Origin of the sequence: Pseudomonas vancouverensis (assembly GCF_004348895.1) — a bacterium.
Taxonomy (GTDB): Bacteria; Pseudomonadota; Gammaproteobacteria; order Pseudomonadales; family Pseudomonadaceae; genus Aquipseudomonas; species Aquipseudomonas vancouverensis.
The window spans coordinates 364,177-377,446 of record NZ_RRZK01000032.1 but is presented as its reverse complement, the minus strand read 5'-3'; the positions used below and the strand labels follow the sequence as shown (position 1 = coordinate 377,446).

14 protein-coding genes are annotated in these 13,270 nt (G+C 58.8%); 4 read left to right on the top strand and 10 right to left on the bottom strand.

Features of this window, described 5'->3' with window-relative positions; genetic code table 11:
* Positions 1-73: 73 nt before the first annotated feature.
* From flgE to EIY72_RS25925, 6 genes are all read right to left on the bottom strand, one after another.
* A complete protein-coding gene (gene flgE / locus EIY72_RS25950; RefSeq protein ID WP_093215348.1) occupies positions 74-1,426 on the bottom strand; it encodes a flagellar hook protein FlgE in 1,353 nt (450 codons plus the stop codon).
* A gap of 31 nt (positions 1,427-1,457) precedes the next feature.
* Complete coding sequence (flgD, locus tag EIY72_RS25945) at positions 1,458-2,180, bottom strand: flagellar hook assembly protein FlgD (RefSeq protein ID WP_093215345.1); 723 nt, start codon at positions 2,178-2,180, stop codon at positions 1,458-1,460.
* A 15-nt stretch (positions 2,181-2,195) separates the two neighbouring features.
* The gene (flgC, locus tag EIY72_RS25940) at positions 2,196-2,639 is read right to left on the bottom strand and encodes a flagellar basal body rod protein FlgC (protein WP_007937507.1); all 444 of its coding nucleotides are present in this window, start codon (positions 2,637-2,639) and stop codon (positions 2,196-2,198) included.
* A gap of 3 nt (positions 2,640-2,642) precedes the next feature.
* A complete protein-coding gene (flgB, locus tag EIY72_RS25935) occupies positions 2,643-3,050 on the bottom strand; it encodes a flagellar basal body rod protein FlgB (protein WP_093215342.1) in 408 nt (135 codons plus the stop codon).
* A 283-nt stretch (positions 3,051-3,333) separates the two neighbouring features.
* A complete protein-coding gene (gene cheR / locus EIY72_RS25930; protein ID WP_093215339.1) occupies positions 3,334-4,161 on the bottom strand; it encodes a protein-glutamate O-methyltransferase CheR in 828 nt (275 codons plus the stop codon).
* 46 nt (positions 4,162-4,207) lie between these two features.
* Positions 4,208-5,140 (bottom strand): chemotaxis protein CheV, encoded by a 933-nt coding sequence (locus tag EIY72_RS25925; protein WP_093215336.1) that lies wholly within the window; start codon positions 5,138-5,140, stop codon positions 4,208-4,210.
* 83 nt (positions 5,141-5,223) lie between these two features.
* Here EIY72_RS25925 and flgA point away from each other — a divergent pair, with 83 nt between their 5' ends.
* The 4 genes from flgA to EIY72_RS25905 all read left to right on the top strand — a co-directional run bounded on the left by flgA (position 5,224) and on the right by EIY72_RS25905 (position 7,812).
* Positions 5,224-5,982, top strand: coding sequence for a flagellar basal body P-ring formation chaperone FlgA (gene flgA / locus EIY72_RS25920; RefSeq protein ID WP_093215333.1), 759 nt, complete (start codon positions 5,224-5,226; stop codon positions 5,980-5,982).
* Positions 5,983-6,129: 147 nt separating this feature from the next.
* Positions 6,130-6,456: a flagellar biosynthesis anti-sigma factor FlgM gene (gene flgM, locus EIY72_RS25915; protein ID WP_093215328.1), complete on the top strand. Its 327-nt coding sequence runs from the start codon at positions 6,130-6,132 to the stop codon at positions 6,454-6,456.
* A 48-nt stretch (positions 6,457-6,504) separates the two neighbouring features.
* Positions 6,505-6,972: a flagella synthesis protein FlgN gene (locus EIY72_RS25910; protein WP_093215326.1), complete on the top strand. Its 468-nt coding sequence runs from the start codon at positions 6,505-6,507 to the stop codon at positions 6,970-6,972.
* Positions 6,973-7,065: 93 nt separating this feature from the next.
* Complete coding sequence (locus EIY72_RS25905; RefSeq protein WP_093215323.1) at positions 7,066-7,812, top strand: flagellar brake protein; 747 nt, start codon at positions 7,066-7,068, stop codon at positions 7,810-7,812.
* A 61-nt stretch (positions 7,813-7,873) separates the two neighbouring features.
* On the opposite strand, the gene EIY72_RS25900 is transcribed toward EIY72_RS25905, so the two are convergent.
* The 4 genes from EIY72_RS25900 to EIY72_RS25885 all read right to left on the bottom strand — a co-directional run bounded on the left by EIY72_RS25900 (position 7,874) and on the right by EIY72_RS25885 (position 13,074).
* Positions 7,874-9,262 carry an MFS transporter gene (locus EIY72_RS25900; RefSeq protein ID WP_093215320.1) on the bottom strand — a complete coding sequence of 463 codons (1,389 nt, stop codon included), beginning with the start codon at positions 9,260-9,262 and terminating at the stop codon, positions 7,874-7,876.
* A gap of 72 nt (positions 9,263-9,334) precedes the next feature.
* Positions 9,335-10,579, bottom strand: coding sequence for a glutamine synthetase family protein (locus EIY72_RS25895; protein ID WP_165939619.1), 1,245 nt, complete (start codon positions 10,577-10,579; stop codon positions 9,335-9,337).
* A 201-nt stretch (positions 10,580-10,780) separates the two neighbouring features.
* Positions 10,781-11,473: a sensor histidine kinase gene (locus tag EIY72_RS25890; protein ID WP_093215313.1), complete on the bottom strand. Its 693-nt coding sequence runs from the start codon at positions 11,471-11,473 to the stop codon at positions 10,781-10,783.
* Positions 11,470-13,074, bottom strand: coding sequence for a tetratricopeptide repeat-containing response regulator (locus tag EIY72_RS25885; RefSeq protein ID WP_093215310.1), 1,605 nt, complete (start codon positions 13,072-13,074; stop codon positions 11,470-11,472). The genes EIY72_RS25890 and EIY72_RS25885 overlap by 4 nt, the downstream gene beginning before the upstream one ends.
* Positions 13,075-13,270: the final 196 nt, after the last annotated feature.

Sequence of the window (13,270 nt, the reverse complement as noted above, 5' to 3'; positions counted from 1 at the left end):
GCCCCTACAGGTCGCCGCCGGCCCAAAAAAAAGCCCCTCTCTCGAGGGGCTTTTTATGCAGCGCGGTCCAGCATCAAGTCATCTGAATGATGGTCTGCATGATGGTGCTCTGGGTAGAAATGGTCTTGGCGTTCGCCTGATAGTTGCTCTGCGCCTTGATCAGGTCGACCAGTTCGTTGGTCAGATTGACGTTGGACTCTTCCAGGGAGTTGGAAGCGATCGAACCCAGGGTGCCGGTTTGCGGCGCATCGTAGCCCGGGATGCCCGACGCGTAGGTTTCTTTCCAGCTGGTGCCACCGACTGGCTGCAAGCCTTGTTCGTTGGTGAAGCTGGCCAGCGAGATCTGACCGATCGGCTTGGTCTGGTTGTTGCTGAAGTTGGCCAGCAGGACACCGGTACCATCAATGGTCAGGTTGGTGATCTGGCCAGTGGCGTAGCCGTTCTGCGAAGGAATCGAACGCGCAGTATCAGCGTTGAACTGAGTGGTGTTGGCCATGGCAATGGTCACACCGGACGGATCGGCGGAGGCACCGTTAGGCGTCCACACACCATTGCTGACCGAGCCAGGTGTCCAGTTGGTGATCTTCAGGTCACTGCTGATGACCGGTGCAGGCGTCGGCACGGTAGGCGGTACGGTCGGCGGCACAGGTGTGCTCACCTGCAGCAGCTTGCCGGAAGAATCGAACGTCATGGTCGACGGGACCGGATCCACTGCACCCGTACCACTGACTGGAGTACCGTCAGGGTTGCGACCATCGATCAAGGTGTAGGTATCCCAGGTGTTGGGACCGGTCTTGACCATGTACTGGTCCATGGTGTGCTGGTTGCCCTGAGTATCGTAGATCGGGGTACTGAACTGCTTGGTGAAGGTCGCCGATTTGGTCGGATCGAACTTGTTGGCCGCCACGGTCTGGTCAATCACATCAGCGGTCGAGTTCAGGTTGATGGTCGACGAGACATTGGTGGTCGACTTCGGTGCCAGGTTCGAGGTGTCGATGCGCAGGTCGGTCAATACACCGTTGACGATCTTGCCGCTGGCATCCACGCCGTAGCCTTGCAGGCGCGAGGTGCCGTCGGTGTTGGTGACGTAGCCATCCTTGTCGACCTTGAACGTACCGGCACGGGTGTAAGACAGCGAGCCGTTGTTGTTCAGGACGAAGAAGCCCGAACCGTTGATGCCCATGTCCAGCACGTTGCCGGTGTTGCTGATGTCACCCTGGGTGAACTGTTGGGAAACGTTGGCCAGACGCACGCCGTTACCGACGGTCTTGCTGCCAGTGCCCAGGCGAGTCGCCGAGTACACGTCTTCGAATTCTGCACGAGACGATTTGAAACCAGTGGTGCCGACGTTGGCGATGTTGTTGCCAGTTACGTCCAGTTGTTTGTTGGCTGCATAGAGACCGCTAAGGCCGATATTGAAAGACATCATCCACTCCTTTATGCCGTGTTAGTCGGCTCTACATACCAATGGTTTGTACTTTGGACAGGGCAACACTGCCCAGCCCGGCGAGATTGAGCATCAACTCACCGCCGGTCTGGCTGATGGTCACGCTGTTGACGGTGGCCGGCAGGTTGGTGATCAGTGCCACCGACTGACTGTCGATGGTGCTGGTCGCGCCGAAGGTGTAAGTGCCCGCAGGCGCCACTTCACCCGCATCGTTCTTGCCGTCCCAGATGAAGCTGGCGTTGCCCGCCGACTGCGAACCCAGGTCGATGGTGCGCACGGCCTTGCCGTCCGCATCGGTGATTTTCAAGGTGACACCGGCCACCGAAGAAGGAACCACCACACTACCGCTGAGACTCTTGCTGGTATCGACCACAGCCTTGCTGCCCGGCGCGATGACCGAGCGGCCCACCAACGACGACGCTTGCAAGGCCTGGGACGAGTTGTAGTTGCTGGCCAGGCCGCTAACGGTGTCGTTAAGCGTGGTAATGCCTTCCAGGCTACTGAACTGTGCCAGCTGTGCGACGAAGGCGCCGTTGTCCTGAGGCTCCAGCGGGTTCTGGTTTTTCAGCTGGGTGACCAGCAACTGCAGGAACGCATCCTTGCCCAGGGCCTGGTTGCCGGTGGACTTGCCGGCAGCCGAAGCCAGACCGTCAGTGGTCGTGGTGGTCTTGACCGAGGAGTTGGCCAGGATGTCGTTGAGGCTCAAACCGCCTGTGGAATCGGTAACACTCATCTGAGTCGCCCCTTATCACTGACCGAGGGTCAGGACTTTCTGCATCATGGTTTTGGCGGTATTCATCATTTCGGCGTTGGTCTGGAACGAACGGCTCGCGGAAATCATGTCGGCCATTTCTTCCACCACGTTGACGTTCGGGTAGTAGACATAACCCTTGGCATCGGCCGCTGGATGGTTTGGCTCGTAGCGCGCTTCCAGGTTGCTCTGGTCTTCGACCACGCCCAGTACCTGCACGCCTTGACCGGCTGCATCCTGGTTCTGGAACAGCGAATCGCTGCCGCCGCTCTGCCCGCCCTGGAACATGGTGGCGAACACCGGGTGGCGCGCGCGGTAGGTCTGGTCGATGCTCGACGAAACGGTCTCGGCGTTGGCGATGTTCGAAGCCACGGTGTTCAGGCGAGTGGTCTGGGCACTCATGCCGCTACCGGCAATGTTGAAAACACTGGACAGGGACATGACTTACTCTCCACGCAGGGCCGATACCAGCCCTTTGAATTTGCTGTTGAGCAGGGTGAAGCTGGCCTGGAAGCCGACCGCGTTTTCCGCGTAGTTCGACTGTTCCAGCTGAGCGTCCACGGTGTTCTGGTCGATCGACGGTTGCATCGGCGTGCGATACAGCAGCGACTCGTCACCACTGCTCATGCCTTCAGCCTCGATGTGCCGGCTGTTGGTCATGTTCAGGGCGATGGTGCCGTTGTTGTTTTTCTGGCTCTGCGCTTCGAGCACTTTGGAAAAGTCCAGATCCCGAGCCTTGTAGTTCGGGGTATCGGCGTTGGCGATGTTGTTGGCCAGGACTTCGGCACGCTGGGCGCGGAAGCCCAGGGCTTTTTCGTGAATACCGAGCGCTTTATCGAAGCTGATGCTCATGTCGGGAAACCTTCGGGTGACCTGATTTTTCGTAGCAGGACCATAGCAAGCCCCATGCCAATTCAAATAAGCCCGTAAACCGGGGCTTTGCCGGCCATGGCAAGGCGGCAATGCCAGAAAAGCGGCAACGGTTTTCCGCCGCCTGCCGCTTTTCTGCCGCTTGCCACCACGCTTGAGATCATCACCGTAACGGTTGGAGGGAGCAGTGCCGGCAAGAAAATACCCAGGCACAAAAAAAAACGGGAACCCCTGAGGACTCCCGTTTTCGATGACAGCGGCAACATCACTTCGCCTGGTAAATGATCCCCGGGCTGCATTGAACCATCTGGTAATGGTCCGGCAATCCGTTCAGCGCTTCGGAAGCACCGAGGAACAAATAACCTCCCGGCTTCAGGGTGCTGTGGATGCGCAACAGGATGTCTTTCTTCACCTCGGCGGAAAAGTAGATCAAAACGTTGCGGCAGAACACGATGTCGAACTTGCCGAGGCTGGCATAGCTGTCCAGCAGGTTGAACGAGCGAAACTCCACGCGATTCTTGATCGGCGCCTTGATCGCCCAGCGTCCCGGCCCCTTCGGATCGAAGTAACGCTGCAGGCGCTCGGGCGACAGGCCACGACCGATGGCCAGGCTGTCGTACTCGCCGGACTTGCAGTTGGTCAGCATGGTGCTCGACAGGTCGGTGGCGACAATCTGCGCGCCCATCTTCAATTGGCCCATATTGACCCGCTCGAATTCGTCGATGGACATCGACAGCGAATACGGTTCCTGACCCGACGAACAGGCCGCCGACCAGATGCGCAAACGCTGGCCAGGACTGGCCTTGATCGCCTCAGGCAGCACCTTGTTCTTCAGCACTTCAAACGGGTAGGTGTCACGAAACCACAGGGTTTCGTTGGTCGTCATGGCATCGACCACCTGTTCGCGCAGCCCGCTGCGTGGCTGGGTCTGCATGCGCTGGACCAACTCGCCCAACGACTTGATCCCTTGCTGTTCCATCAGCTTGTTGAGACGGCTGGAGACCAGGTACTGCTTGTTTTCACCGAGCAAAATGCCACAGGCTTTTTCCAGGAAGACCCGGAACTGTTCGAAATCCAAATTACCCGTAGACAATGATGCTGCCTCTTAAATCGTGTGAACCGCCAGGGGCAACGCGCCCCTAGCTGATGTCTGCTGCTTTGATCCGGTCGACTACCCGGGATGCCAGGTCATCAGGACGGAATTTGGCCAGGAAGTCATCGGCACCGACTTTCTTGACCATCGCCTGATTGAAAACCCCCGACAACGAAGTGTGCAGGATGATATGCAGTTTTTGCATGCGCGGGTCATTGCGGATCTCGGCCGTCAGAGTGTATCCGTCCATTTCCGGCATCTCGATGTCGGAAATCATCATCAGGAACTCTTCTTCCGGCTTCTTGCCCTCATCGACCAGTTTGCGCAGGTAATCCAGCGCTTGCCGGCCATCGTTCAACGCCACCACTTCGACGCCGACCGTTTGCAGGCAACGCGTGACCTGCTTGCGCGCCACCGATGAGTCGTCGACGGTCAGTACGCGCAGCGACAACGCCTTGTGCTGGGTTTCCACGTCCACCACACCCACGGAGATCGCATCCGATGTCGGCGCCACCTCAGCCAGCACTTTTTCGACGTCGATGATTTCGACCAACTGGTTATCGACCCGCGTCACCGCCGTCAGGTAGTGATCGCGCCCGGTGCCCTTGGGTGGCGGGTGGATCTCTTCCCAGTTCATGTTGACGATGCGCTCCACCGAGCGGACCAGGAAGCCCTGGGTCTTGGTGTTGTACTCCGTAATGATTACGAACGGGTTGCTTTGATCTTTCAACGCCCCGGAACCGGTCGCCATTGCCAGATCAAGGATCGGAATGGTCGCCCCCCGAATATTCGCCACACCGCACACCACAGGACTGGATTTGGGCATCAGCGTCAGTTGGGGGCATTGCAGCACCTCCCGCACCTTGAACACGTTGATCCCATACAGCTGCTGGCCGTCGAGACGGAACAACAACAGCTCAAGGCGATTTTGCCCCACCAGTTGCGTGCGCTGGTTCACCGAATCCATTACACCAGCCATGCCCAGACTCCTACACCAACGCCAAGTGTTGTTGCGACGCGCCTTTAACGCTAAACGGCACGGCGCTTGCTTTTTTATCTGTTATGAACACAGAACCGACATTTTTCCGACGCCTGACCGCACCCTGCCGCAAACTCCTCGGCGTGATGGCGGCTGTTTGCCTGTTCAACACTGGCAGCCCTGCCCTTGCTGACGCGGTTACCTTGCCTGACATGCTTATCGGCGTCACTCAGGGCTTTCTTGAATTCACCGTAGAGGACTATCTGGCCACCAGTCAAACGGAAGGTCGTTATGAAATCCAGGTCAACCAGCTCGATCCACGCATGCACATGCCCATGTGCGACAAGGAATTGACAGCCACACTGGAAAGTCCGAAGCCGATCGGACGGGTCAGCGTGAAGGTTCGCTGCGAGGGTTCGTCGCCCTGGACCGTCTTCGTACCCGCTCAAGTCCGCCTGTTTCGCGACGTCGTGACCACCGTCCGGCCACTGCGTCGGGCGGCCATTGTCGATCCGGGGGATGTCACCTTGCGTGAACGCGACATCAGCCTGCTCACCCAGGGCTACCTGACCTCACTTGACCAGGCGATTGGCCAGCGACTTACCCGACCAATGGTCACCGACCAGGTGATTTCCCTGGTGCATATCGAACAGGCGGAAGTCATCCGCAAGGGTGATCAGGTGGTGATTACCGCGCGCAGTGGTACGCTCAGTGTCAGGATGCCGGGCGAAGCCCTGTCCAATGGCAGCCTGAGCGAACAAATACGGGTCAAGAACCTCAATTCACAACGCGTCATCAAGGCCCAGGTCACCGCACCGGGCCAAGTGGAAGTGTCCATGTAGAACACTGGCGCAGAGCCTGGCTGTTCCCTAGACTGTGCCCATGCGGGGCAAGCGTCGGCGCGCGCAAGCTCATTGATAAATGGGCCTAAAGTTTTTCAGGGAATGGCCGAAAACAGGGCAAGCGTCCAAATTCCCAGAGGTTTTATCATGGTCATCGATTTCAGCCGTTTGAACAGCTCCTCGTCCCTTACGGGCAGTACACGTACCAGTGCCAGCAAGGACAGCGCCGACGCCGGCAAATCCGCGCCGCTGGAAACCGCGGCCGAACAGGCCGGTACCGTCAAAAGCGGGGAATCGGTACATCTCAGCAATGAGGCTCAGCAGTTGCAGAAGGTCACTGACAAGCTGCGCGATCAACCTGCCGTCGACAGCGCCCGCGTGGCCCAGTTGAAAGCAGCGATTGCCGATGGCAGCTATAAAGTCGACAGCAACCGCGTAGCCAGCAAACTGCTCAACTTCGAAGCCCAGCGCTAGGCCACGGCCGGCGCGAGGCTTTTGGACGCTTAAAAACCAAGGCCCGTCATGCACGACACTAATTTGCTGCAACTGATCACCGACGACTTTGCTCCAGCGCAGCAACTGCTGGAATTGTTGAAGACCGAATCCCTCGCCCTGCATGGTCGCGACATGCCACTGCTGGAGGACATTCTGGCGCAGAAACAGGCATTGATCGTCCTGCTCGAACAGCATGGCCGCAAGCGCAGTGAAATTCTCGTCAGCCTCAACCTGCCGGCCAACCGCGCAGGCCTTGAGCAATTGGCCGGTCAATCGAGCATTGGCCCGCAGTTGCTGGCTGACAGCGACACCCTGACCGACCTCCTGGCCCAATGCCAGGCCATCAACGCCAACAACGGCCAGTCGATCCTGACGCAGCAAGCCGCCACGGCGACCCAGCTGAAAATCCTCACCGGTGGTGAAACGCCTGCGCTTTACGACGCCAGCGGAACCTTCTCCAAGCTTGCTAAGCCGCGCCCGCTCAGTCAGGCTTAGGCGCTGTCGATGAGCCTGCCCTATCAAGATGCGAAACATGCTGGCAAAATGCTGGCTACTCGTAGTCAACTTTTGTCTGGAGATTGATTAACCGTGTCCAATGCCTTACAAGCGGAAGATGCTCCGCAGCCACCAAAGGTGCTCAGCACACCTCTGGAGATCTCCGGCAACCTGCGCCAGCTGCAAGACAGCCATGACCCGTTGATCATCACGTTCCATGAACGCAGCCAGCGTTTCCAGAGCTATCTGGTAGACCTTGATCGTGAAAAGAACATGATCGCCCTGGACGAAATGATTCCCCGCGATGGCGAGCGCTATCTGTTGGCGGGCGAACCGTTCAAGGTCGAAGGCTTTCACGAAGGCGTGCGCATCGCCTGGGAAAGCAACGGCCCGCTGACCATCGACGAGTCCAACGGCAGCCGCTGCTACCGTGGCACCCTGCCCGACGAAGTGGTTTACCACCAGCGTCGCAATGCCTTCCGCGCAGCGTTGAAGCTGGCGCAGCTGGTCAATGTCAATCTGGACGGCGAAAAGCTCAAGGCACCGATCAGCGGTAAGTTGCTGGACATTTCCGCGACCGGCTGCAAATTGCGCTTTGACGGCGACATCACCGGCAGCCTGCAACTCGGCCAGGTGTATGACCGCTTCAGCGCCGACCTGCCATTCGGCAAGATGACGGCTCCGGTCGAACTGCGCTACCTGCACTTCGAAGAAAAGATCTCCACCACTTTCGCCGGCGTTCGTTTCCACAACATGAGCGGACTGGTGCAGCGTCAGGTCGAGCGTTTTGTCTACCAGCTACAGCGTGAAGCGCGTCGGTTCGACAAAGACGACTTCTGATACGGCACATAAAAAACGGGCAGTCCCTTGCGGTGACTGCCCGTTTTTTTATGCGCCAGATTTAAGGCCTGGCTTCGGTAAAGCTTTTTTCGCGCTCGGCGTCGGGATCCTCTGGCGGCTGATCACTCTCGGCCGACGACTCACTTTCGACATCAGTTTCCGGGCCTTCAGGGACATCCGGCATCGGCGGACTGCACATCTGCTCCTGCACCACGTGTTCATCGACCCGCGGATCGAGTGCCGCCACCAATGGCGAACTGGACATGCTGTCTGGCATCGCGACGTGGTGCAGCGGCGCATCCTCGACCTGATGCAGGTTGGTGACCGCTTTCGGGCGAATTCGCCACACCAGCACCAAGGCAAAAAAACTGAAAAACGCGTAGAGCATCTGGCTGCCGAACAGCTTCATCAGCACCCCGGCCACCAGTGGCCCGATACTCGCCCCGACGCCATAGGTCACCAGCAACATCGCCGTCAGGGAAACCCGGCGATCCGCCTCGACATGGTCATTGGAAAATGCCACTGCCAACGGATACAGGCAGAACTGCACCAGCGAACAGAGGAAGCCGGCGATGAACAGCACTTCCAGCGGTACCTGCGGCAGAATCGCCAGCGGCAATGCCGCCAGTGCCAGGCAGAAGGCAAAACTGCGAATCAACAGAGCCCGGTCATAACGATCGGATAACCAGCCCAGCGGCCACTGCACCAGCAAGCCGGCAAAAATGCAGCAACCCATGAACAGACCGACCTCTTCGGTCGACAAGCCTTGCTGAGAGGCATACAAGGGCGCCAGACCGTAGAACGAACCGACGATCAGCCCCGCCCCCAGCACCGTACTTAACGACTGCGGCACGCGCTTGATGAAGAACCGCGGTTCCATCGGCGCCGGGCGCAAGGGCGCCGGGTGAATGCGCCGGGTCAGGGCCACCGGCACCAGGCACAGGGCAAAACACAGCGCCACCAGCATCAGCAGCTCCAGGCCCAGGCTCGGATGCATGACCAGAATCAGCTGGCCCATCACCAGGCCCAGGTAGGAGGCGATCATGTAGCCGCTAAAGACCATGCCGCGTTGCTTGGCATCGGCCTGCTCGTTCAGCCAGCTTTCGATGACCATGTACTGGCACATCATGCCCAGGCCGACGATCGTCCGCAGGACAAGCCAAGCGGGCAACCAATTGATCAAGCCATGTCCCAGCACCGCTGCACCGACGATCCCGGCACAGGCCGAATAGGCGCGAATATGCCCGACCCGCGCAATCAGCCGGTGGCCGATTTTGCCGCCCAGCACCAGGCCGAAATAGTTGGCGGCCATCAAGGCACCGACCCACAGGCTGTCGACATGATCGGCCGCCAGGCGCAAGCCCAGGTAAGTGCTCAACAGGCCCGAGCCGATCAACATCATCAGCGAGGCGAAATACAGCGCTCGAAAGGATTTCCAGATTTGGCGCATCGGCGTTCCGAGCGGCTCCTTGCAGTGAAAGATCAGGCTACCGCTGAACGATAGCCGGATGTCGACGGGACGTCAGGCCTGGGCTGCCAAAACACGCCGTTCCCAGGGAGTAATTTCATCATAGAAGCTGGTCAGTTCGAGTGTCTTCGAAGCAATGTAGCCTTCGATGAATTCGGCACCAAACAGTTCCTTGGCCAACTGACTACGTTTCAGACGCTCGAGAGCGGCATGCAAGGTACAGGGCAACGAAAGATTGTCCGGCACTTCGAACTCACCCTGGATCGGTGCGCTCGGTTCCAGCGCATTCTCAATACCATGCAAACCCGCCGCCAGGCTCGCGGCAATCGCCAGGTACGGGTTGGCATCGGCACCCGGCAGGCGGTTTTCAACACGACGCGCTGCCGGCAAACTGGCCGGAATACGCAGACCGGCCGCGCGGTTGTCATGGGACCAGCAGGCATTGTTTGGCGAGGCGTACGGGTGACACAGGCGCTGGTAGGAGTTCACGTTCGGCGCGAACAGCGCAGTGAAGTCCGCCATGCACGCTTGCTGACCGGCAATAAAGTGCCGGAAGGTGGCCGTCTCCTGCCCCGCCGCATCGCTGAACACGTTACGCCCCGAGTCGATTTCAACGACGCTCTGATGTATATGCATCGAACTGCCCGGCGTATGCGCCAGCGGCTTGGCCATGCACACCACGCTCAAACCATGTTTGAGCGCGACTTCCTTGAGCAGGTGCTTGAACAGGAAGGTCTGATCGGCCAGCAACAGCGGATCGCCGTGCAGCAGGTTTATCTCGAACTGGCTGACGCCCATTTCGTGCATGAAGGTATCGCGCGGCAAGCCCAGGGCTGCCATGCATGTATAGACCTCATTGAAAAAAGGTCGCAGACCGTTATTGGAACTGACGCTAAACGCCGATTGGCCATCTTCGCGGCGCCCGTCCTGCCCTACCGGCGGCTGGAACGCCTGAGTCGGATCGGTGTTGGGCGCGAAAACAAAAAACTCCAGCTCGGTCGCCACTACCGGCGCCAAACCACGCTCGGCAAAACGGGCAATCACAGCTTTCAACTGGCCCCGAGTCGAAAGGTTGGAACTGGTGGTCGTGCCCAGTTCATCGGCGTCGCAAATGGCGAAGGCGCGTGCTGGATTACTCCAGGGCAACCGGTGGATTTGCGCAGGGTCCGGGATCAGCGCCAGGTCGCCGTCGTCGCTGCCGTAGAAACGTGCCGGCGGGTAGCCGCCCATGATGCATTGCAGCAACACCCCCCGCGCCAGCTGCAACCGACGACCATCGAGGAATCCCTCGGCGGTCATCACTTTGCCCCGAGGAACGCCGTTCAAATCCGGCGTGACACATTCAACTTCATCAATGCCCGTCAATCGCTGTGCGAGTGAACTCAGGCCAACGGTCGTCATGACGCTATCCTTGTTATTGTGCGAGCCGCGAACGGCGACCGTACAAAATAGGCTCCGCGTGTTCGGAATTTCAAGCAGCGCAGATAAATATGCGTCGTTTCAGGGCAGATAAAGGCTGAAGACACCACCGCCCAACGAGCCACCGTTGCTGATTTGCGTGTGCCCACCGACACCGTTGCGTTGGTGCAGGGCGGCAATCCGCCCGGCAAAGTACAAACCGAGGCCGGTGCTGCCACTGCTTTGATTGATACCTTGCACATAATCGGCCTGACGCTCGATCATCGACGCCGGGTACCCTTCGCCATCGTCGTTAACCGTGATCACCAATTGCCCGGCTTCATCGCTGACACTGATCAACACCGCATGCCGGGCAAAACGGATGGCGTTGTTGATGCAGTTGGCCAGCACCGAGGCGATCAGCTCACGGTCGAAGAAACCCAGAGGGATCAAGGGATCCACTTCATAGGTGGCCATGATGCCGCGACTGGCGAACACCTCTTGATGGCACGCCAGTTGTGCTTCGATGAAGTCGTCCAGTTCATGGTAGGCCGGTTGTAGCGGCATCTGGTTGACACCGAGTTTGTACAATCCCAGCAACTGCACCAGCATGCCGTTGAGGTGAGCGAACTCGAAGTCGATCACGCCCTGCTCCGGCGTCTCCCGAGCGTCGTCCGGCAATCGTGTCAGCCATTGGCTGTGGGCTTGCATCAGCATCGCCAGCGAGTTCTTCATGTCGTGCACGGTGGAGGCAATCACCGTGGAGAAATCCAGTGCCTGTTGGTCGTCGTTCATTCGCCAAACGCCTTGCTTTTCAGCTTCTGATAACGCGGATACCGCGCGTCCGTGTCGGGCATCAAACCCACCATTTTCAGGCAGGTCCGGCACTCTTCCAGCTCAGCGGAGGGTACGCTGGTGTCGGTGCCGTGCAGCAGCGACTGCGCCATGTTCAGCGCAATGCTGATGTTTTTCGGTTGCATCGCCAGCGCCTTGCGGAATACCCCCCGCGCTTCCACCAGATTGCCGGTCTTGTACACGCGCACACCCTGGCGGTTGAGTTCGGCAGCGGCGTTGCCGGAATTGAGAATCGCCGGGTCGTCGGTCTGCTTGGCAATGTCCTTCATCACCACCGGATCGTCGCCGTAGATTTCCACGCAGTTCTTCAGCATGGCGGTGCCGGCCTCGGTCTGGCCGAGCATCTTTAGCTGTTTGGCCACCAACAGCGCAGCTTCGGCGCTCATGAACTGCTCCATGCCATCGAGACGCAACAAGGCTTGTTCGGTGAGCTTGTCGGCGGTCTCGGCATCATTGAGCAGCAGGCTGGTGGCCTTCATCAGACGCGCACGAATCTGCAGACCAGGATCGGAGGGGTTTTCCTTGGCAACAGCGCTGAGCGTGGTGTTGATCTCCAGACGCGTGCGCGTGTCCAGGCCGCGTTCGCTGCCCTTGCTGATCAGCGCGTGAGCCAGGCCAAGGTTACTTTCGGCATCCTTGAACCGCGACTGCGCTCCCTGCGCCACCGCCTGCCGATAGGCTTTGGAAGCGGTGTCAAAATCTTCGTTGGCCATCGCCAGCTTGCCCAGCGCCGCTTGCCGGCGCACCGCCAGCGGCGACAGGCGGATGGCCTCTTCCAGCACCCGCTGGGCGCCCTTGGTGTCACCTTCGGAGACCAGCACGTCAGCCATGCCGTCGTACAACGCCGGCATCATTGGAAATACTTTCAGGGCTTTTTCGTAGATGCCTTTGGCCTGGGACACCTGACCGCGCTTGAACAGCAACTTGCCCAAGCCGGCAAATGCCCACGGCAATGGCCGATCGGCAATGATGCTGTCGTACAGACGTTCCAGCGCTTCGTTCTGGTTCAGATCGCGCAACGCATCGGCGCGATAACGCAGGCACAACGGCGAATAACGGATGTCCTGCTTGCACAGGGCAATGCAGGCATTGAGCACTTCCATCGGCTTGCCGCGGTCGAGTGCCTGCAAGATCGGTTTGAGCAGGGTCTTGCGCTGCTCCAGACGCTCCAGGCGCTGCGCCAGGCTGGAACGATTGAACGGCTTGGTCAGATACGCGTCCGGCTCATGCTCCAGTGCACTGAGCACCATGGCCTGGCTGGTTTCGGCCGTGACCATCACGAACACCGCTTCGTGGCTGATCAGCTTCTCTTCCATCAGGTCTTCGAGCACCTGCTGGCCGTTCTTCTTGCCATCACCCAGGTGAAAATCCTGGAGGATGAAGTCGTAGGCCTTCTGCGAACACATTTTCAGTGCCTGTTCGCCGGTATCGGCGGTGTCCACTTCCTTGACGCCCAGCTCGCGCAACATCGACCTGACCGAACTGCGAAAGTCCGAGAAATCATCGACGATCAGAAAACGCTTTTGGTGATACGACAGCATCGAAGATTTCCAGGCAATTTAAGAAGAAAAACCCAACGACAGATACACAGACAGACACAGCTTCGCGGCCCCGATCGAGGCGTGCCGATGATAGCTGGTGGCAATGAGCTATCAAATAGCGTCATTGCAATGAAACAAAGAAGCTCAAGGCTGTCCCTGTTATCGGCCAGCCATGGCATTCCCTTGAGAACTCCCA

What these genes read in the sequence shown, in the direction of transcription:
- flgE (WP_093215348.1), bottom strand. Translation starts at nt 1,426, where the DNA reads ATGTCTTTCAATATCGGCCTTAGCGGTCTCTATGCAGCCAACAAACAA.
- flgD (WP_093215345.1), bottom strand. Translation starts at nt 2,180, where the DNA reads ATGAGTGTTACCGATTCCACAGGCGGTTTGAGCCTCAACGACATCCTG.
- flgC (WP_007937507.1), bottom strand. Translation starts at nt 2,639, where the DNA reads ATGTCCCTGTCCAGTGTTTTCAACATTGCCGGTAGCGGCATGAGTGCC.
- flgB (WP_093215342.1), bottom strand. Translation starts at nt 3,050, where the DNA reads ATGAGCATCAGCTTCGATAAAGCGCTCGGTATTCACGAAAAAGCCCTG.
- EIY72_RS25925 (WP_093215336.1), bottom strand. Translation starts at nt 5,140, where the DNA reads ATGGCTGGTGTAATGGATTCGGTGAACCAGCGCACGCAACTGGTGGGG.
- flgA (WP_093215333.1), top strand. Translation starts at nt 5,224, where the DNA reads ATGAACACAGAACCGACATTTTTCCGACGCCTGACCGCACCCTGCCGC.
- flgM (WP_093215328.1), top strand. Translation starts at nt 6,130, where the DNA reads ATGGTCATCGATTTCAGCCGTTTGAACAGCTCCTCGTCCCTTACGGGC.
- EIY72_RS25910 (WP_093215326.1), top strand. Translation starts at nt 6,505, where the DNA reads ATGCACGACACTAATTTGCTGCAACTGATCACCGACGACTTTGCTCCA.
- EIY72_RS25900 (WP_093215320.1), bottom strand. Translation starts at nt 9,262, where the DNA reads ATGCGCCAAATCTGGAAATCCTTTCGAGCGCTGTATTTCGCCTCGCTG.
- EIY72_RS25895 (WP_165939619.1), bottom strand. Translation starts at nt 10,579, where the DNA reads ATGACCGCCGAGGGATTCCTCGATGGTCGTCGGTTGCAGCTGGCGCGG.
- EIY72_RS25890 (WP_093215313.1), bottom strand. Translation starts at nt 11,473, where the DNA reads ATGAACGACGACCAACAGGCACTGGATTTCTCCACGGTGATTGCCTCC.
- EIY72_RS25885 (WP_093215310.1), bottom strand. Translation starts at nt 13,074, where the DNA reads ATGCTGTCGTATCACCAAAAGCGTTTTCTGATCGTCGATGATTTCTCG.